The organism is Microbacterium sp. BH-3-3-3 (assembly GCF_007679045.1).
GTDB lineage: Bacteria > Actinomycetota > Actinomycetes > Actinomycetales > Microbacteriaceae > Microbacterium > Microbacterium algihabitans.
The window spans coordinates 156,193-175,382 of the sequence record NZ_VEFS01000007.1 but is presented as its reverse complement, the minus strand read 5'-3'; the positions used below and the strand labels follow the sequence as shown (position 1 = coordinate 175,382).

General features: G+C 71.2%; 16 protein-coding genes and 1 tRNA gene. 14 read left to right on the top strand and 3 right to left on the bottom strand.

The features are described from left to right. Positions 1 to 223: 223 nt before the first annotated feature. Positions 224 to 826, top strand: a complete 603-nt coding sequence (locus FS769_RS16480; RefSeq protein WP_144835327.1) for a gamma carbonic anhydrase family protein — start codon at positions 224 to 226, stop codon at positions 824 to 826. 58 nt (positions 827 to 884) lie between these two features. Here FS769_RS16480 and FS769_RS16475 read toward each other — a convergent pair whose 3' ends face one another. Further along, complete coding sequence (locus FS769_RS16475) at positions 885 to 3,557, bottom strand: phosphoenolpyruvate carboxylase (protein WP_144835325.1); 2,673 nt, start codon at positions 3,555 to 3,557, stop codon at positions 885 to 887. 274 nt (positions 3,558 to 3,831) lie between these two features. Here FS769_RS16475 and FS769_RS16470 point away from each other — a divergent pair, with 274 nt between their 5' ends. Together FS769_RS16470 and hisS are read left to right on the top strand one after the other, a co-directional pair. Then, on the top strand, positions 3,832 to 4,437 hold the full coding sequence (locus tag FS769_RS16470; RefSeq protein WP_144835357.1) for a MazG family protein: 606 nt from the start codon (positions 3,832 to 3,834) through the stop codon (positions 4,435 to 4,437). An 86-nt stretch (positions 4,438 to 4,523) separates the two neighbouring features. Further along, on the top strand, positions 4,524 to 5,771 hold the full coding sequence (gene hisS / locus FS769_RS16465) for a histidine--tRNA ligase (RefSeq protein ID WP_222123944.1): 1,248 nt from the start codon (positions 4,524 to 4,526) through the stop codon (positions 5,769 to 5,771). Between the two features lie 267 nt (positions 5,772 to 6,038). Here the strand turns inward: hisS and FS769_RS16460 are convergent, their stop codons facing one another. Then, entirely contained in the window at positions 6,039 to 6,896 is an 858-nt protein-coding gene (locus tag FS769_RS16460) for a helix-turn-helix transcriptional regulator (protein WP_144835320.1), read from the bottom strand. Positions 6,897 to 7,022: 126 nt separating this feature from the next. Between FS769_RS16460 and FS769_RS16455 the strand changes: the two genes are divergently transcribed. The 11 genes from FS769_RS16455 to FS769_RS16405 all read left to right on the top strand — a co-directional run bounded on the left by FS769_RS16455 (position 7,023) and on the right by FS769_RS16405 (position 17,868). Continuing rightward, a complete protein-coding gene (locus FS769_RS16455) occupies positions 7,023 to 8,462 on the top strand; it encodes an MFS transporter (RefSeq protein ID WP_144835319.1) in 1,440 nt (479 codons plus the stop codon). A gap of 128 nt (positions 8,463 to 8,590) precedes the next feature. Continuing rightward, on the top strand, positions 8,591 to 9,433 hold the full coding sequence (locus FS769_RS16450; RefSeq protein ID WP_144835317.1) for an SGNH/GDSL hydrolase family protein: 843 nt from the start codon (positions 8,591 to 8,593) through the stop codon (positions 9,431 to 9,433). 195 nt (positions 9,434 to 9,628) lie between these two features. After that, positions 9,629 to 10,420, top strand: coding sequence for a cytochrome c oxidase assembly protein (locus FS769_RS16445; RefSeq protein WP_260979796.1), 792 nt, complete (start codon positions 9,629 to 9,631; stop codon positions 10,418 to 10,420). 31 nt (positions 10,421 to 10,451) lie between these two features. Then, positions 10,452 to 11,141, top strand: a complete 690-nt coding sequence (locus FS769_RS16440; RefSeq protein WP_144835315.1) for an O-methyltransferase — start codon at positions 10,452 to 10,454, stop codon at positions 11,139 to 11,141. Positions 11,142 to 11,305: 164 nt separating this feature from the next. Next, positions 11,306 to 12,586 (top strand): phosphopyruvate hydratase, encoded by a 1,281-nt coding sequence (gene eno, locus FS769_RS16435; RefSeq protein WP_144835313.1) that lies wholly within the window; start codon positions 11,306 to 11,308, stop codon positions 12,584 to 12,586. 165 nt (positions 12,587 to 12,751) lie between these two features. Continuing rightward, the gene (locus FS769_RS16430; protein WP_260979795.1) at positions 12,752 to 13,402 is read left to right on the top strand and encodes a septum formation initiator family protein; all 651 of its coding nucleotides are present in this window, start codon (positions 12,752 to 12,754) and stop codon (positions 13,400 to 13,402) included. Positions 13,403 to 13,453: 51 nt separating this feature from the next. Further along, positions 13,454 to 13,972 carry a DUF501 domain-containing protein gene (locus FS769_RS16425; RefSeq protein ID WP_144835311.1) on the top strand — a complete coding sequence of 173 codons (519 nt, stop codon included), beginning with the start codon at positions 13,454 to 13,456 and terminating at the stop codon, positions 13,970 to 13,972. Continuing rightward, positions 13,969 to 15,291: a S8 family serine peptidase gene (locus FS769_RS16420; protein WP_144835309.1), complete on the top strand. Its 1,323-nt coding sequence runs from the start codon at positions 13,969 to 13,971 to the stop codon at positions 15,289 to 15,291. Before FS769_RS16425 ends, FS769_RS16420 begins: the two co-directional genes overlap by 4 nt. An 8-nt stretch (positions 15,292 to 15,299) precedes the next feature. Further along, positions 15,300 to 16,700 (top strand): NAD(P)/FAD-dependent oxidoreductase, encoded by a 1,401-nt coding sequence (locus tag FS769_RS16415; protein WP_144835307.1) that lies wholly within the window; start codon positions 15,300 to 15,302, stop codon positions 16,698 to 16,700. Positions 16,701 to 17,112: 412 nt separating this feature from the next. Beyond that, positions 17,113 to 17,185, top strand: a tRNA-Leu gene (locus tag FS769_RS16410). Positions 17,186 to 17,298: 113 nt separating this feature from the next. Beyond that, positions 17,299 to 17,868, top strand: a complete 570-nt coding sequence (locus tag FS769_RS16405) for a LemA family protein (RefSeq protein WP_144835306.1) — start codon at positions 17,299 to 17,301, stop codon at positions 17,866 to 17,868. A gap of 39 nt (positions 17,869 to 17,907) precedes the next feature. Here the strand turns inward: FS769_RS16405 and FS769_RS16400 are convergent, their stop codons facing one another. Beyond that, the gene (locus FS769_RS16400) at positions 17,908 to 19,149 is read right to left on the bottom strand and encodes a winged helix-turn-helix domain-containing protein (RefSeq protein WP_144835304.1); all 1,242 of its coding nucleotides are present in this window, start codon (positions 19,147 to 19,149) and stop codon (positions 17,908 to 17,910) included. Between the last annotated feature and the right edge of the window lie 41 nt (positions 19,150 to 19,190).

Genomic DNA, 19,190 nt, shown 5'->3' with positions numbered 1-19,190 from the left:
GGAGAGTAGGACACCGCCGGACTTCCTTTAAGTCGAAATGGCCACCCAAAGCTGGGTGGCCATTTCGCATTTACGGGCTCGATCGCGAGATCAACGCCTCGACGGCTTCAGCGCCGGTGCACACTTCCTCCGGGGAGTGCGCACCGGCGCTTCGTCGTATCCGGAGCACTCGAGTGCAGAAGCCCACACGACTACGCTGACGGCACCGGAGAAGGGACACGTCATGCTCTACTCACACCTGGGGGCTGAGCCCCGGATCCATCCCGATGCCGTCATCGCTCCCACCGCCGTGATCAGTGGCGATGTGACGATCGCCGCGGGATGCCAAGTGCTGCACGGCGCGGTCATCACCGCTGAGGGCAGCCGCGTCGTGCTGGGTGAGAACGCGATCGTCATGGAGAACGCCCTCGTTCGCGCCAGCTCGACGCACGCCGTGCACGTGGGAGCGCACACCCTCATCGGACCGATGGCGAGCGTCGCCGGCGCCGACATCGGAGAGGAGGTGTTCCTCGCTACCGGCACACGGGTGTTCAACGGTGCGGAGATCGGCGACCGGAGTGAAGTGCGCATCAACGCCGTCGTCCACGTGCGCACCGTCCTACCGGCCGACACCATCGTGCCGATCTCCTGGGTGGCGGTCGGTGATCCGGCGCAGATCCTGCCTCCTGACGTGCACGAGGAGATCTGGGCCGCGCAGAAAGAGCTCGACTTCCCGGGTTACGTCTTCGGTCTCGACCGCGAGACGCCCGATCTGATGGTGCAGCTGACGGAGCGGTATGGCCGCAGTCTCGCGCGTCACTCCGCCGACCGTCGTCTCGACGGCTGATCGCGGAGACGACGATGCGCCGGCACCCGTGAGGGCGCCGGCGCATCGGGGACGGTTCTCAGCCGGTGTTCTGCAGGCCCGCCGCCACGCCGCTGACCGACAGCAGCAGAAGGCGCTGGTGCTCGGCATCCGGAGTCGGATCGTCGGCGTCGGTGTCGCGAAGCGCGCGCAGGGCACGCAGCTGCAGGAGGGAGAGGGCGTCGACGTAGGGGCTGCGCATCTTGACGGCACGCTGGAGCACCGGCTTGTTGCCGAGCAGCTCCCCTCCCGTGATGCGCTCGACCCACGAGCGGGTGAGGAGCATCTCGTCCATCACGAGCTGCGCCAGATCGTCGCGGTCCCCGAGGGCGAGGTAGCGACGGGCAATGCGCTCGTCGGCCTTCGCAAGGCTCATCGCCACGTTGTCGATCATCGTGCGGAACAGCGGCCACTGCTCGTACGCGTCGCGCAGACGGTGCTCGTCACCCACGGCGTCGAGGGCCGTGCCGAGTCCGAACCAGCCGGCGAGGTTGATGCGGGCCTGCGTCCACGAGAACACCCACGGAATGGCACGCAGGTCTTCGAGGGACTCGACGGAGAGACCACGGCGGGCGGGACGCGAGCCGAGGGCGAGGTGCCCAATCTCCTCCATGGGGGTGACCGTCGCGAACCAGGGAGCGAAGCCCGGAGCCTTGACCAGCGCGAAGAACCGTTCGCGCGATGCGACGTCCATCGTCGCGGCGACGTCGGCGAAGGCCTCCGCCGCCCCGCGGTTGCGGCGCTCGATCGAGGGGGAGGAGGCGGTGAGCACCGCCGCCGCGACCTGATCGATGTGACGCATCGCGATGTCGGGGTCTCCGTAACGCGCGAAGATGACCTCGCCCTGCTCGGTGAGCTTGAACCGGCCGTCCACCGAATGCGGCGGCTGCGCGAGGATCGCGGAGTTGGCGGGTCCGCCACCGCGACCGAGGGCACCGCCGCGGCCGTGGAAGAGCGTCAGCTCGATGCCCTCGGCCTGCGCCCACGTCGAGATCTTCGCCTGCGCCTCGTACAGCGCGAGGTTGGCCGCGACGGGTCCGACGTCCTTCGAGGAGTCGGAGTAGCCGAGCATGACCTCGAGGCGGCGTCCGGTCGCCGCGAGGCGATCGGCGAACGAGGGGTGCGAGACGATCTCGGCCAGGATGCCGGGAGCAGCCTGCAGGTCGGCGAAGGTCTCGAACAGCGGGATGACGTCGAGGACCGGGAGGTCTTCACCCGGACCCATGGCGTACGAGGCGAGCTCGTGCACGTTGGCGAGGTCGTCGGCCGACTGCGTGAACGACACGATGTAGCGGCCGGCGGCGCGAGGGCCGAAGCGCTCCTGCACGTAGGCGACCGAGCGGAAGACCTCGAGCACCTCTTCGGTCTGCTCGCTGCGGGCGCCGCCCGAACGCAGCTCGTCGAGCACCTTGCGGTGCACCGCCGAGTGCTGGCGCACCTCGAGCTCGGTGAGGTGGAAGCCGTAGGTCTCCACCTGCCACACCAGACGCTGCAGCGCGCCGTATGCCTGACGCGCGGCACCGGCCGCCACCAGCGAGTCCTGCACGACGCGCAGATCGGTGAGCAGGTGCTCGGGATCGCGGTAGGCGAGGTCGGCGTTGCGCGTGCGGGTCGCGGCGATCTTGCGCGCGAGCAGCAGCAGGATGCGGCGGTGCGGCTCGGCAGGGGAGCGCTCGGCGATCTCGGCCGCGGCGTCTTCGTCGGCGGCGCGCAGACGGTGCCACAGCGCCAGCAGAGCGTCGCTGGGCGGGGTGGTCTCGGCATCCAGGGTCAATCCCCGGCCCACGCGCTGCGTGGTGCGCTCGAGCCCCAGGAGCACGTGCTCGCTCGCGATCGCGGCGGCCTTGCGCGTGACGGATGCGGTGACGAACGGGTTGCCGTCGCGGTCGCCGCCGACCCAGGAGCCGACGCGGACGAACGGCTTGACGATCGGGGCGCGGGCCCCGGCGTTCTCGCCCTGCAGGATATCGTCGATGCGGCGGTAGACCCGCGGGACCGCCGTGTAGAGCGTCTCGTCGAAGACGGCCATGACCGAGCGCACTTCGTCGACCGGCGACGGCTTCTCGCGTCGCAGCGGGGCGGTGCGCCAGAGGGTGTCGATCTCTTCGAGCATGCGACGCTCGGCGCGACGGCCCTCGGAGTCGTTGTCGCCCGCATCGTCGTGCTCGACGAGCAGCTCGGACAGGCGACGGATGCTCGTCGAGATCGCGCGACGCCGCGCCTCGGTGGGGTGCGCGGTGAAGACGGGGTGGAAGCGCAGCGCCTGGAGACGGCTGAGGGCCGTCTCTTCGCCGACCTCGCTCGCGAGGCGTTCGTAAGCGGTCGCGATGGTGTCGGGGGTGCCTCCGCGCGCGGGACGATCGCCGCGCTCGCGCAGCACGCGCACGCGCTGGTGCTCCTCGACGAGGTTGACGAGGTGGAAGTACGCCGTGAAGGCGCGGGCGACCTCGTCGGCGCGCTCGATCGAGAACCCGTCGGCGATGGCCGCCGCGCGCTCGAACGCCTCGGGTGTCTCGTCGGTGTAGGCCTGGATCGTCGCCGTTCGCAGGCGCTCGACATCGTCGTACAGGCCGGGGGAGCCGCTCTCCTGAAGGACGCGGCCCAGGAGGGATCCGAGCAGGCGCACATCGGCACGCATCTGTTCGGGGAGCTCCTGGCCGGCTTCGAAGCGGCCCACGAGGTCGATGGCCTCGGTCGGGGTCAGTTCACGCACACGCCCCAGATTATCGGCGTCCCGTTGCCGACAGATCCCACGTGACGTCGTGCGACGGTCGCCGGGGCCGAACTCCGGATTTTCTCCGGGGATGATCGGGGGAATCCGCAGGGTTTCGAGGTGGCGGGGGCGCGGCATCCGGAAAGATCCGGAGTTCGGCACGTGCCACCGCCCGGCGCCGCTCAGCCGGGGGATACTCGCAGTCAGCGGAGCCGCCGGGCCCGCGGAGGGAGAGGCCGTGAGCGACGACGCCCTGCGGGAAGCAGCCGAGACCATGCGGGCGGTGCGCGAGCGCTGCGTGTGGACGCAGCGAATCGACCACCGCGACCTCGTGCCCTACCTCGTGGAGGAGAGCGCGGAGGTCATCGACGCGGTCGAGGCGGGCACGCGCGCCGATCTGCGCGAGGAGCTCGGCGACCTGCTGTGGCAGGTGCTGTTCCATGCGGAGATCGCCGCGGGAGACCCCGACGACCCCTTCGACATCGACGACGTCGCCCGGGGGCTGACCGAGAAGATGGTGCGCCGGCACCCGCACGTGTTCGCGGATGCCGTGGCCACCACGCCCGAAGAGGTCCTCGTGCACTGGAATGCGGCCAAGGCGGCCGAGAAGCGCGAGCGCACGAGCGTGCTCGACGGGGTCAGCGACCACATGCCCTCGCTCGCCCTGGCGCAGAAGGTGATGGGCAAGGCGGTGCAGGTCGGCGTCTGCGCCCCGACGCATCACCTGGCCGATCCCGAGACCGAGGCGGAGCTCGGCGACGCGCTGCTCACGCTCGTGCACCTCGCCCGGGCTCGGGGGTGGGACGCCGAGCGCGCCCTGCGCGAGCGCGTGCGCGGTCTGCGCGCTGAGGTGCGCGAAGCGGAGGCCGGCGCGAGCTGACACGCTCGGCTTGCGCGCGGGCGGCGGGACCGCCCGAGTCGCTCTGGAAGAATGGCGCCGTGGCATCCGTGAACCCGCCGCGCGGCATGCGCGACTTCCTCCCCGCTGACAAGGCCCGTCGCGAGCGCGTGCTCGCCGTCATCCGCGAGCGTTACCGCGCGCACGGGTTCGACGAGATCGAGACCCCGGTCATGGAGGACTACGACCGCCTGCACGCCGGGATCGGTGGCGATAACGAGAAGCTGTCGTTCAGCATCCTCAAGCGGGGGATGGATGCCGATGGCATCCGCGCCGCTGCCGACGACCCTGCCGCGCTGGCCGACCTGGGTCTGCGCTACGACCTGACTGTTCCGCTCGCCCGGTTCTACGCCACGCACCGCGCGTCGCTGCCGACGGTGTTCCGCTCCATCCAGATCGCCCCGGTCTGGCGTGCCGAGCGCCCGCAGAAGGGCCGCTACCGCCAGTTCATGCAGTGCGACATCGACGTCATCGGCGACGCGTCGGCGCGCGCCGAGGCCGAGCTCATGGTCGCGAGCCTCGACGTGCTCGATGCGCTCGGGCTCGAGGGCGGCACGATCCGGGTCAACGACCGGCGCGCCCTCGATGCGATGCTCGACGTCTTCGGCTTCGCCCCCGAGGAGCGCCCGGGCGTGCTCATCACGATCGACAAGCTCGACAAGGTCGGCCCCTCGGGGGTCGTGGAAGAGCTGCGCGGACGCGGAGTGGACGCCGCGGCGGTGGATGCCTTCGCCGCGTACGTCGAGCGCCCCGTGGCCGGGTCGTCGTTCGATGAGGCCGGCATTCGCGCGGCGCTGCCCGACGGCGTCCCCGGCGAGGTCGTCGCGCACCTCGTCGACCTCGGCGACACGGTGGCCGCCGCCCGCGGGGGAGCGGTGCCCCTGGTCTTCGACCCGTTCCTCGTGCGCGGCATGGGGTACTACACGGGCACGATCTTCGAGCTCGCCCACCCGAGCGTCGACTACTCGCTCGGCGGCGGGGGACGTTACGACGGCATGATCGGCCGCTTCCTCGGACAGCAGGTTCCGGCCGTCGGCTTCTCGATCGGCTTCGAGCGGATCGTCGACCTGCTGCCGGTCACCGACGCCGACGGCGAGCGTTCGGTCGTTCTCGTGCACGATCGCGACGTGCCGTTCGCCCAGCTGCTGTTCATCAAGACCGCGCTGGTCGCGCAGGGCGCGCGCGTGCGCGTGGAGCAGCGCGCGAAGAACATGAAAGCGCTGCTCGAGCGCTCCGCCGCCGACGGCTACACCTCGTTCGCGACGGTGACCACCGGCAGCACCGTCGACGACCTGGAGCTCAAGCCCCTCGCCTGAGGCCGGCCCCGGGCCCTCGGATGACGAGGTGGCTGAGCTTGTCGGAGCCACCGGCCGCGCGTGGGTCCCGGGCCCTTCGACAGGCTCAGGGACCTCCGTACCGAGGTGGCTGAGCTTGTCGAAGCCGACGGGCGGGGCGTGGGTCCCGGGCCCTTCGACAGGCTCAGGGACCTCCCTTCGACAGGCTCAGGGACCTCCCTTCGACAGGCTCAGGGACCTCCCTTCGACAGGCTCAGGGACCTCCGAACCGAGGTGGCGGAGAGCGCCTCAGGCGACGGCGCTGATCAGCGCCTCGTCGGGGCGCTCGGCCGCGAGGCGTTCGAGACGGTCGGCGGTGGCGGCATCGCGCGGCGAGAACCACACCACCCGGGAGCCGAGCGCGTCGTCGAGCCAGAGACTCGACATCTCGAGGTTGAGCTCTCCGACCCGGGCGTGCACCAGGTGCTTCGTCGCGGCGCGCTCGCCCCCGACATCGCCCAGGCGCCAGAGCTCGGCGAATCGCGGGGACAGCTCCTCGAGCTCGGCGATGAACCGCTGCCACGCGGGCTCGTCGTGGTGACGCCCGAAGGCGGCGCGGAGCCGGGCGGCGATGCGGCGCTGCGCGTGGTCGAGGTCGACGTGTGCGCGCTGCCACTCGGTGTCGGTGAACAGGAGCACGGCGCAGTTGCGACGCTCGGCGGGCATCTGGTCGAGGTCGCCGAAGAGGTGGCGGTACGACCGGTTGTAGGCGCGGATGTCGAAGCGCGCGGTCTGCACCGCGGCGGGGTAGGGCAGCAGCTTCTCGAGCAGGTCGAGGTGTGCGGCGCCGACGCAGGGGCGGCTGTCGCGATCGGGCACGGGGAGGTCGGCGAGGGCGAACAGGTGATCACGCTCGTCGTCGCTGAGGCGCAGGGCGCGGGCGATCGCCGAGACGACCTGGGCGGATGCCGCGATGGGGCGGCCCTGCTCGAGCCAGGTGTACCAGGTGAGTCCGACCCCGGCGAGCTGGGCGACCTCTTCGCGGCGGAGTCCGACGACTCGTCGGCGCACGCCCTCGGGGAGCCCGACGTCGGCGGGACTCAGGCGCGCGCGGCGACTGCGCAGGAAGGCCGCGAAGGCGGCGCGGGTCTCGTCCGAGCGGGGCATGAACTCTCCTGTCCTCCGGCGAGCCTAGAGCCGTGCGCGGCGGACGCTCGCACGGTGGGGAGTGCTCTCAGTACCAGGATGAGCAGACTCCTGGTACCAGGATGGCATCCGGTTCATCCTGGCACCATGACCAGTACCGCGCACCCTCAAACCGGGTCGGCCCCGATACCTCTCCGTCCCGGAGCGTTCGATGTTCCGACGTGGCGCTATGTCGGGTTCCTCCTCGGACCCTTCGCCGGCACGTTCGCGTTCAACGCCGTCACGGTCACCCTGCCGGCACTGCGCGACCGCTTCGGCGCGGGCGACGTGGCGCTCGAACTGGTCGTGGCGGGATACGGCATCCCGTTCGCGGTCTTCCTCATCCTGGGCGGCCGACTCGGCGACCGCTTCGGTCGTCACCGCCTGTTCGTCATCGGCATGGGGCTCTTCCTCGCCTCGGCCATCGCGTGCGCGGTCGCCCCCTCGATCGAGACGCTCATCGCGGCGCGCGTGGCGCAGGGACTCGGGGCGGCGCTGTGCACGCCGCAGGTGCTCGCGACGATCCAGGCGACCTCGCAGGGCCCCGCACGCACGAGGGCGATCGCCGCCTTCGGTGCGAGCGGCGGCATCGGCGCGGCCGTCGGTCAGGTAGCGGGCGGCGCTCTCGCGGCGACCTCGTTCGGCCCGGTCGAGGGCTGGCGCGCGGTGTTCGTCGTCGTGGCGCTCATCGCGGTCGCGGCGATCGTCTGCGCTCCGCTGGCACCGCGTTCCCGCGCCCACGAGGTGGTCGCGATCGACCTCGTGGGATCGGCGGTGCTCGCTGTCGGCATCCTCGCGGCATCCGTCGCCCTCACCTTCGGCCCCGCGTGGGGCTGGTCGTGGCCGGTGTGGGCGGTGCTCGCGCTCGCCGCCGTGGCCCTCGTGGCGATGTGGCGTCACCAGAACGCGATCGAGCGATCGGGACGCGTGCCCCTTCTACCTCCGAGCGTGCTGCGCCTGCGCCCCCTGCAGCTCGGTCTGGTGGCCGCGGCGCTGTTCTTCGCGGGATACTCGGCGCTGCTGTACGTCTTCCCCCGCGCCGTCGAGGGCGGCGGACTGACCTCTCTGCAGGCCGGAATGGCGTTGCTGCCGTTCGCCGTCGTCTTCGCGGGGATGTCGCTCGCGGTCGCCCGCATCCAGAGCCGGCTCGGCGATGCGACGCTCGTGCTGGGGGTGAGCCTGCAGATCGTCGCCCTCGTGGCGATGACGGCAACCCTCGCGTTCGCCTGGGGGAGCGACATCGGCCTGTGGCTGCAGCCGGCCCTCGTGCTGCTCGGCGCGGGGCAGGCGCTGATCTTCTCCCCGCTGACCCAGCTGGTCGTGCGGGAGGTGCCGGTGGAGGCGGCGGGCCTGTCGGGCGGCATGTTCAGCACCGCCCAGCAGCTCGCGCTGTCGTTCGGGGTGATCGTGATCGGCAGCGTCGTCACTGTGACCGGGGTGACCGGCCGCGACGAGCTGGTCGCCGGCCTCGTGCTCGACATCGGACTCGCCGTCGCGGTGCTCGTGCTCGCGATGGTGCTGCGGGCCCGGGCCCGGCGCGGGGTCTGATCACGCGCGACCGGGAGCTCTCGGCATCCGCCTCTCGAAGGAGATGCACCGGATGCCGGGAGCCGGTCGTCTGCCGGGCGTCACGCCGCGTCCACCCCGCGTTCACCGGCGAGGGGTGTCATCGACGCATGTCCTCTCATCGGCCCCTCGCCGTGACGGCCGCCTCCGCGGTCGCGATCCTCGGGGCGGGGGCGGTCGGAGCCCGCACCCTCATCGTGCGCCAGGCGGCGATCGCCCGGCGCCGCATCGGCAAGCCGCTCGGCGAACAGGCGCTCGACGCCGATCGCGTGTGGCGCCGCAAGAAGCATCCCGGCCGCCCGGTGGAGCTGCTGCTGCTCGGCGACTCGATCGCGGCGGGCCTGGGCGCGACGCACCGACGCGACACGCTCGGCGCGCGACTGGCGAAGGGCGTCGCGCGATCGGCCGGACGCCCGGTGCGGCTGCGCACCGCTGCTGTGGTCGGATCGGAGACCTCGGCCCTCGCCGCGCAGGTCGCCTCTCTCCCCGCGGGGTACCGACCGGATGCCGCGGTGATCGTCGTGGGCGGAAACGACGTCACGCACCGCATCCCGGCGTCGCGCGCGGCGGAGCAGCTCGAGCGGGTCGTGCGCGACCTAAGCGGACGCGGAGTGCCGGTGGTCGTCGGCACGTGCCCCGACCTCGGGACCCTCCGTGCGATCCCGCAGCCGCTGCGCGCACTCGCCGCCCGTTCGTCGCGACAGCTCGCGGCCGCGCAGGCCGCCGCCGTGCACCGGGTCGGGGGTCGCGTCGTGGCTCTCGCGCGCGCCGTGGGGCCGGTGTTCGCCGAGCGGCCCGACGAGATGTTCAGCGAGGATCGGTTCCACCCCAGCGCGCTCGGCTACCGCCGCACCGCCGAGGCCCTGCTGCCGGCCGTAATCGAGGCGCTCGAGCCGTCACCCGGAGTGCGCGCTGGCGATGTGCCCGACCGGGCGGGCGTGCCGAACTCCTGAAATTCGGGTCGGGCGGGCGCGCGCCGCCGCGGATCTCCGGGCTCGAGGTGCGGGACGCGTCGACTTCTCCGGAGTTCGGCACGCCCCGATCCCCGGCGGACGCATAACTCGTGGATCTACGTTTCCCTCACGCCTCCCATCGATGTCTTCCTCAGCACCTGGCGCGCCGATCCGCTCACGCTCGGCGTGCTCTTCGTGGCATCCGTCGCGTATCTGTTCGGCGTCCGGCGGGTGCGCCGTCGTGGTGAGACCTGGCCGGTGCTGCGCACGATCGGGTTCTTCGCTCTCGGACTGCTGCCGTACGCGGTGATCGAGCTCGGCTTCCTCGGGGTGTACTCGGCGGAGCTGCGGTGGGCCTTCTCGACGCGCGTCGCCCTGCTGATCTTCGCCGTGCCGGCGGGGATTGCGGCCGGACGCCCGCTCGACCTCGTGCCCTCGGGCATCCGGGAGCGGTTCCTCGCGTCGAGGGTCACGCGCATCTTCGGCAACGCGATGATCGCCACCGTCGTCATCGCCGCGGTCTTCTGCCTCTTCCTCACCCCGATCGCCGGCATCCTGCGCGTGAATCCGGTGGTCGAGGCCTCGCTCGGGATCGTCGTGCCCCTCGTGGGGCTCGCGATGGTGCTGCCGATGATGGCGCTGGGCGCCGTGCACACCGGCACCTTCATCGCGATCGAGTTCCTGCTCGCGTTCGTCGAGCTGCTGATCGACTCCGTGCCCGGTCTGTTGCTGCGCCTCAACGACGGCATCCTGGATCTGATCCCGGATGCCGCGCAGACGGCGCCCTGGTGGCCCTCGCTGCTGCACGACCAGCACCTCGCCGGCGACATGATCTGGTTCATCGCCGAGTTCGCCGACGTGCCGATCCTCGTCATCCTCATGATCCGTTGGATGCGCTCGGACCGCGTCGAGGCGAAGGGGTTCGACGACCTCTCCGACGAGGAGTACGACGAGATGACCCGCGCCCACCTTCGCGGAGAGCGTTGACCGCCCGCCCGCCCGCCGACAGGCTGGGGGAGTGCGCACCCACGAAGACGTCGACGCGTTCCTGACCGAGACCCTCGTCGGGTCCGACCCCGCGGGCGAGGCCGCGCTCGCCGCCCAGCACGACGCCGGACTGCCCGCGATCGAGGTCGCCCCGGTGAACGCGAAGTTCCTGCACCTGCTCACGCGAATCGCCGGGGCGCGCCGCGTGCTCGAGATCGGCACCCTCGGCGGGTACTCGACGATTTGGTTCGCCCGCGCCGTCGGCTCGGACGGGCAAGTCGTGACGATCGAGGCGGAACCGGCCAATGCGGAGATCGCCCGCGCGAATCTGGTGAACGCGGGCGTCGCGGACCGCGTCGACGTGCGCATCGGTCGCGGAGCGGACGTGCTGCCGACCCTCGTCGACGAAGAGCCGTTCGACCTCGTCTTCATCGACGCCGACAAGGAATCGAACGAGACCTACCTCGACTGGGCCGCGCGCCTCGGCCGACCCGGCACGGTCGTCGTGCTCGACAACGTCGTGCGCGGGGGAGGGGTCGCCGACGCCGACACGCCCGACAGCAAGGTGCAGGGCGCTCGCCGCGGCATCCTGATGCTCGGCTCCGACCCCCGCTTCGACGCCACGGCCCTGCAGACCCTCGACCGCAAGGGCTGGGACGGGGTGGCCGTGGCGATCGTGATGGATCCGGTGGCGGGCCTCGGCGGGCACAGAGGTCCCTGAGCCTGTCGAAGGGACCGGACCCACGCGCGCACCGGTGGCTTCGGCGGGCTCGGCCACCTCGCTCCCGACCCGGCCCCACGCCCGACGGGCGACATCACTAGACTCGACCACGGACCGACGACGCTCCGCCCCCTCTCCACCCAAGAACCAACGAGGAGTCCTTCGTGGCACTTATCGAGGCTGTCAACGCGCGCGAGATCCTGGATTCGCGCGGTAACCCGACCGTCGAGGTGGAGGTGCTCCTCGACGACGGAATCGTCCAGCGGGCCGCCGTCCCCTCCGGCGCGTCCACCGGCGCGTTCGAGGCCTACGAGCTGCGCGACGGCGACAAGAGCCGCTACAGCGGCAAGGGCGTGCTGAAGGCCGTCGCCGCGGTCGTCGACGAGCTCGGCCCCGCCATCGAGGGCGTCGAGGCCAGCGAGCAGCGCATCATCGACGAGATCCTCATCGAGACCGACGGCACGGAGAACAAGTCGCGCACGGGCGCCAACGCCATCCTCGGCGTCTCGCTCGCCGTGGCCAAGGCCGCCGCCGACAGCGCCGACCTCCCCCTGTTCCGCTACCTCGGCGGACCCAACGCGCACCTGCTGCCCGTCCCGCTGTTCAACGTCATCAACGGTGGCGAGCACGCCGACAACGGCATCGACTTCCAGGAGTTCTTCCTCGCGCCGATCGGCGCCGAGACCTACGGCGAGTCGCTGCGGTGGGGCACCGAGGTGTACCACGTCCTCAAGGGCGAGCTGAAGTCGGCCGGCTACAACACCGGCCTCGGCGACGAGGGCGGCTTCGCCCCCGACCTGCCCAGCAACCGCGAGGGCCTCGACTTCCTCATCCGCGCGATCGAGAAGGCCGGCTTCACCCCCGGCACGGACATCGCCGTCGGCCTCGACGTCGCCGCCACCGAGTTCTACAAGGACGGCGTCTACACGGTCGAGGGCAAGGAGTGGAGCGTCGACACGCTCGTCGACTACTTCGCCGACCTCGTCGCGAACTTCCCGATCGTCACGATCGAGGACGCCCTCGCCGAAGACGACTGGGACGGCTGGAAGAAGCTGACGGATGCCATCGGCACCAAGGTGCAGCTCGTCGGCGACGACCTGTTCGTCACCAACCCCAAGCGCCTGCAGCAGGGCATCGACCTCGGCGTCGCCAACTCGCTGCTGGTCAAGGTGAACCAGATCGGCACGCTGTCCGAGACGCTCGACGCGATCTCGCTGGCCACGCGCTCGGGCTACACCTCGATGCTGTCGCACCGCTCCGGTGAGACCGAGGACACCACGATCGCCGACCTCGCCGTCGCCGTGAACGCGGGCCAGATCAAGACCGGTGCCCCCGCGCGCAGCGAGCGCGTCGCGAAGTACAACCAGCTGCTCCGCATCGAAGAGGACCTCGGCGACGCCGCGGTCTTCGCGGGCCGCTCGGCGTTCCCCCGCTTCAAGGGCTGATCGACCGACCATCGAGGAGGGGGAGCCGAGAGGTTCCCCCTCCTTCGTCGTTTCCGGCTGAACGGATGCCGAGACGCGGCGCGTCCGCGAGCCGCCGAGGCCCCGCGACGTAGACTCGCTCGGGTTCCGATGACGTGCGCGCCGGGACGAGGAAGGGAGCATGCCGTGGATCGACCGACATTGCCTCCCCGCCGCCCCGCGGCATCCGACGCCCCGAAGGCGAAGAAGACTGCTGCGCCGCGCGCCGGATCGTCCGCCCGTTCGTCCGCCTCACGCCCCGCTTCGACGCGACCGACCTCGTCGCGTCCCTCGGCTCCGCAGGCGACCGGCCGTCGTGTCGACGTGCGCGAGTGGCTGGGCAAGGTGCGCGTCTCGGGCTTCGTCGTCATCATGCTCGGCCTGGTGGTGCTCGGCACGTTCGTGCTCGTTCCGACCGTCGGCACCTACATGGACCAGCGCCAGCAGATCCAGGCCCTGCGCAGCGCGGTCGAGCTCAGCCAGTCGGAGGTCGCCGACCTGCAGACCCAGCGCGACCGGTGGTCGGACCCCGCCTACATCCGCACGCAGGCGCGGGAGCGGCTCGGCTACACGTTCCCCGGCGAGGTGGTCTACCTCATCGACAACGACCTCCCCGCCTCGGCGACGCCGCAGGAGCAGGACGACGTGAGCCAGGACGTCGGCCAGACGCACACCGACTGGATGGCGCAGATGGTCCGCTCGGTGACCGCCTCGGGCGCAGCCCAGGTCGCGGTGCCCACGACCCCGACGATCGGCGTGCCCGACCCCGCGCCCACCGACGCCCCGCCCGCGGGCTGAGCCCGGCGCACGCTCGGCGGAGTGTCGCCGACCCCGGGTACCCTGAGAGCGATGAGTACCGCAACGCTTCCCCCCGCTTCCGACGCCGACCTCGCCGTGCTGCAGGCGCAGCTGGGGCGCGTCCCGCGCGGAGTGGTGGGCATCGCCGCGCGGTGCGTGTGCGGCAACCCGACGGTGGTCGCGACCTCGCCGCGGCTCGACGACGGTAGCCCGTTCCCCACCTTCTACTACCTGACGCACCCGGCCGCGACGGCTGCGATGTCGGTGCTCGAAGCGGGCCATGTCATGAAGGAGTTCTCCGACGAGCTCGCTAAAGACGAAGAGCTTCAGGCGGCGTACGTGCGCGCGCACGAGGCGTACCTGCGTGATCGCGCCGCCTACGGCGAGCCCGAAGAGATCGCGGGCATCTCCGCCGGCGGAATGCCCACCCGCGTGAAGTGCCTGCACGCCCTCGCGGGGCACGCGCTCGCGGCCGGCCCGGGGGTCAACCCGATCGGCGACCGCGCGCTCGCCCGCGGTACCTGGTCGCCCGAGCGCTGCGCCTGCGAGAGCCCCGGGGCGGGCGGATGAAGCGGGTCGCCGCAGCCCTGGCATCCGTCATCCTCGTGGCGGTGCTGACGGGTGCGACGGCGACGCCCGCACCGGCACCGGCCAACCCGGTGCCCGAAGACCCGACCGACTCGGTGCGCGCCTCGGAGTACTGGCTCGACCAGTACGGCGTGCGCGAGGCGTGGAAGACCACGCGCGGCGCGGGCCAGAAGATCGCGATCATCGACACCGGAATTGGGCGGGGACCCGCCGAGTTCAGCGGGGCCGTCGTCGGCGGCACCGATGTGTCGGGGGTCGGCGCCGCCGACGGGCGCACCCCGGTCGGCGCGGTGGACTCCAACCACGGCAGTTGGGTCGCCTCGCTCGCCGCCTCGCGCGGCACGGGCAACGGCCGCGGCATGATCGGCGTCGCGCCGGAGGCCGAACTGCTGTCGATCTCGGTCGGCTTCGGCAACTCGACCCCCAAGCCCTTCACCGAGCAGATCGCCGACGCCATGCGCTGGGCGGTCGACAACGGCGCGACGATCATCAACCTCTCGCTCACCACCAACACCCTCGACTGGGACACCAGTTGGGACACCGCGTTCGAGTACGCCTTCGATCACGACGTCGTCGTCGTGGTCGCCGCCGGCAACCGGGGGAGCGGCACCGACCGGGTCGGTGCCCCCGCCACGATCCCGGGCGTGCTCGCCGTGGGAGGCGTCGACCCCAACGGCGTCGCGAGCAACGACGCATCGACCCAGGGCATCACGATCGGACTGTCGGCCCCCAGCGAGCGACTCGTGGGCGTCTCGGCAGACGGGACGCTCGTCGGGTGGAACGGCACGAGCGGCGCGGCCCCGATCGTGGCCGGCATCGCCGCGCTCGTGCGGTCGGCGCATCCCGACCTCGACGCGAACAACGTGCTCGCCCGGCTGATCGAGACCGCGAAGCCCGCCAACGGCGCCTCGTCGGTGCCCGACAAGCTGTACGGGTACGGGCTCGTGGATGCCGCCGCGGCGGTCTCGGCGCGCGTGCCGAGCGTCACCGAGAACCCCCTCGGCAGCCTCAAGGAGTGGATCCGCCTCTACCGTCGGGCCGACAGCGAGCCCGCGCCCGAGCCGACGTCGTCGCCCGTCGTCATCCCGCCCCTGCCTCCCGTGGAGGCGGGGCCCGCCGCCGGTTCGCCTCTGCTGCCCTCGCGCGATAGCGTTCTCTACGGATCGTTGCCGCTCGCGGGTGCCACCGTCGCGGCTATAATGATTGCGCTCGGCGTCACTGCTGCTGCCCGGCGAATTCGACAGGCGCGCATCTCCCGCGAGCCGAGCCGCACCACAAACGAGGAGTCCCTCCCATCGTGACAACTACCGTGCCCAGAATCCTCATCGTCGGTGGGGGCTACGCAGGTTTCTACACCGCCTGGAAGCTCGAGAAGCTCCTCGGCCGCGGCGAGGCCGAGGTCACCCTCGTCGACCCGCTGCCGTACATGACGTACCAGCCGTTCCTCCCCGAGGTCGCAGCCGGCGAGATCGAGCCGCGCCACGTCGTCGTGGGTCTGCGCCGCCACCTCAAGCGCACCACGGTCATCGCGGGCAAGGTCACCGGCATCGAGCACGCCTCGAAGACCGCGACCATCACCCCGATCGAGGGCGACGAGACCTTCACGCAGAGCTACGACCAGATCGTCGTGACCGCCGGCGCCGTCTCGCGCACCTTCCCGATCCCGGGCATCGCCGACAACGCGATCGGCCTCAAGACGATCGAAGAGGCCGTGGCCATCCGCGACCGCCTCACCTCGAACTTCGACAAGGCGTCGGTGCTGCCCGCCGGTCCTGAGCGCGACCGTCTGCTGACCGTCGTCGTCGTCGGCGGTGGCTTCGCCGGCATCGAGGTCTTCGCCGAGCTGCGCGCGTACGCCTCGTCGCTGCTGAAGTTCTACCCGACGCTGGCGTTCGAAGACACGCACTTCCACCTCATCGAGGCCATGGGCCGCATCATGCCCGAGGTGTCGCAGAAGACGAGCGAGTGGGTACTCGCCGACCTCGCGAAGAAGGGTGCGTTCGTGCACCTCGACACGCAGGTCAAGGGCGCCGTCGACGGTGTCATCGAGCTGTCGACCGGTGAGCAGCTGCCCACCGACCTCATCATCTGGACGGCAGGCGTCATGGCCAACCCGACCGTCGTGCGCGGGAGCGACCTGCCCGTCGAGGAGCGCGGTCGCATCCGCACCCGCCCCGACCTGCGCGTCGGCACCGAAGACGAGATCGTCGAGGGTGCCTGGGCCGCCGGTGACGTCTCGGCCGTCCCCGACCTCTCGGGTGGTGGCGTGGGCGGCTTCTGCGTCCCCAACGCCCAGCACGCCGTGCGTCAGGGCAAGCTCATGGCGAAGAACATCGTGGCGGTGCTGCGCGGCGAGCAGCCCAAGGAGTACAACCACAAGAACCTCGGCGCCGTCGCGGGCCTGGGTCTCTACAACGGTGCGTTCCAGTCGGGCAACATCGCCCTCACGGGTCTGATCGCCTGGTTCGCCCACCGCGGTTACCACGGCCTGGCCATGCCCACGTGGGAGCGCAAGTTCCGCGTGATCGGCGACTGGATTCAGAACTTCTTCCACGGCCGCGAGGTCGTCAACCTCGAGGCCGTGCAGAAGCCGCGCGCCGCGTTCGAGGAGTTCGCCGCGCGCCCGCGTCCGGCCGCTCCCGCCGCCGACGCTCCCGCGCCGGCCGCAGCCCCGGCCGACAAGAAGGCCGAGCCCGTCGCCGCGAAGTAATCTCTCGCACGCTCGAGACCCCCGTGCCCCTGTGGGTGCGGGGGTCTCGTCGTTTCCGGATGCCGCGGGGTGGCGGGGCCGTCGTGCGGATGCCCTGGGGGACACGCCGGGCGGTTGCATCCTGCTTCGACGTGTCGGGGGTGCGGTCCGCGGGACGGCGGGTGGCGCGGGGTGCGGGGTGGCGGGGCCGTCGTGCGGATGCCGTGGGGGACACGCCGGGTGGTGGCATCCTGCTTCGGCGTGTCGGGGGTGCGGTCCGCAGGACGGCGGGTGGCGCGGGGTGCGGGGTGGAGGGGCCGTCGTGCGGATGCCGTGGGGGACACGCCGAGCGGTCGCGTCCGGGAGCGGCGTGTCGGGGGTGCGGTCCGCAGGACGGCGGGCGCATGGCCGCCCGCGATACGGTGGAGCACGGGCCCCCGTAGCCCAATGGCAGAGGCAGGCGACTTAAAATCGCTTCAGTGTGGGTTCGAGTCCCACCGGGGGTACGCGAACGATACAGCGCTCTCCGCATCGCCTGGGAGTCCTCACCCTGCTCCGTAACCGTCGTCACCCCGCGGTTACACTGAAGGGCAATCTCTCGAACGGAGTGTGGGGACTTATGTGGGAGTGGCTCGTACCGGTCATCGTGATCGTCGGCATTCTGGTGATCGCCGGCATCTACCTGTGGGCCACCTACAACGCCCTCGTCGCGCTCAACGTGCGCGTGGACGAAGCGTGGAGCGACATCACCGTCCAGCTGAAGCGGCGCGCCGACCTGCTGCCCAACCTCATCGAGACGGTGAAGGGCTACGCCGCCCACGAGAAGGCCGTCTTCGAGAACGTCACGCGAGCGCGCGCCGAGACGCTCTCGGCGCAGAGCCCCGCTGAGGCCGGTGTCGCCGAGGGGCACATGCAGCAGGCGCTGAAGTCGCTGTTCGCGGTCGCCGAGGCGTACCCGCAGCTGCAGGCCAGCCAGAACTTCCTGCAGCTGCAGCACTCGATCGTCGACACCGAAGACAAGATCCAGGCGTCGCGCCGGTTCTACAACGGCGGTGTCCGCGAGCTGAACACCAAGATCAAGGTGTTCCCCAACAACCTCTTCGCGCGCCAGCTCGGCTTCCACGAGCGCGAGTTCTTCGAGGTGGTCGACGGCGCCGCCATCTCGGAACCGCCACGCGTGCAGTTCTGATCTCACGCGCCCCCTCCGCTTCGGCAGAGGGGGCGCGTTTCAGTTGGTGCGCCCGTCGGGGTGATCGTGCCGGTCGGCCATCAGTGCCCCGGCGATCTGGTCGGCCGCGTCGCCCCAGCGCGACACGGTGACGCGTTCGAGGCCCTGCCAGCGGGCGGCCGTGCGCAGTTCGGCCGCGACGCGCTCCGCGGCCTCGGGTGGTGCTCCGGGCTCCCACCACGCCGACTGGACGCGCAAGGCGCTGTCGGCGCGATCGGCCTTCAGATCGATACGGCCCACGACGTCGTCGCCGACGAGCACGGGCAGCGAGTAATAGCCGAACCGGCGCTGGGGCGCGGGCGTGTAGATCTCGATGCGGTAGTCGAAGTCGAACAGCCTCTCGGCGCGATCGCGGAACCACACCACCGGGTCGAAGGGGGTGAGGATCGCCGCCGCATCGATGCGTCGCGGGCGGGCGGCATCGCGGTGCAGCCACGCCTTCGCCGGACGCCCGGCGATGCGCCACCCGTCGACCTCGACAGGCAGGAGCTCGCCGCTGGCGACGAGATCGCGGATGCCGGCGAGAACGGCGGGACGGTCTCGGATGCGCCAGTAGTCGGCGAGGTCGGATGCCGTGGCCACGCCGTACGCCATGGCGGCGCGCCGGACGAGCTCGCGGATGGCCTCGCCGCGGGGGACCGCCGTATCGAGGACGGAGGCGGGGAGGACGTGGGATGCCAGGGCGTAGCGCCGCTCGAAGCCGCGGCGCCCCGCGATGGCGACCTCGCCGAACAGCCACAGGCGTTCCAAGCCGTTCTTGACGTCGTCCCAGCCCCACCAGGAGCCACGTGATCCGCTGCGCGCGTCGTGATCGATCTCGGCCGGACGCAGGGGCCCGCGATCGGCCAGTTCGTCGCGCAGCCACTGCAGCAGGGGCTGGTTGGCCTCGGCCCAGGCGTCGTGCCCGTACTTGGCTCGCAGGTCGTCGCGCCGGAATTGCAGCAGCGGCCAGTCGTCGACCGACACCAGCGAGGCGACGTGCGCCCACGACTCCACCCAGGACGGACGACGGGCGAAGGCGAGCTTGTCGAGCAGAGCGGTGTCGTACGCCCCGAGGCGTGCGAACAACGGCATGTAGTGCGAGCGCGAGAAGACGTTGACCGAGTCGATCTGCAGGATGCGCATGCGGTGCAGGGCGCCGGTGATCTGACGCGTGCCGACGGCGTCGGGCCGGGGGCGGGCGAAGCCCTGAGCGGCCAGAGCGATGCGGCGCGCATCGGCGCGGCGGAGCGTCGTGGTCATGTCTGTCACCGTATCGGCGAGCTCCGACATGCTCGGCGATC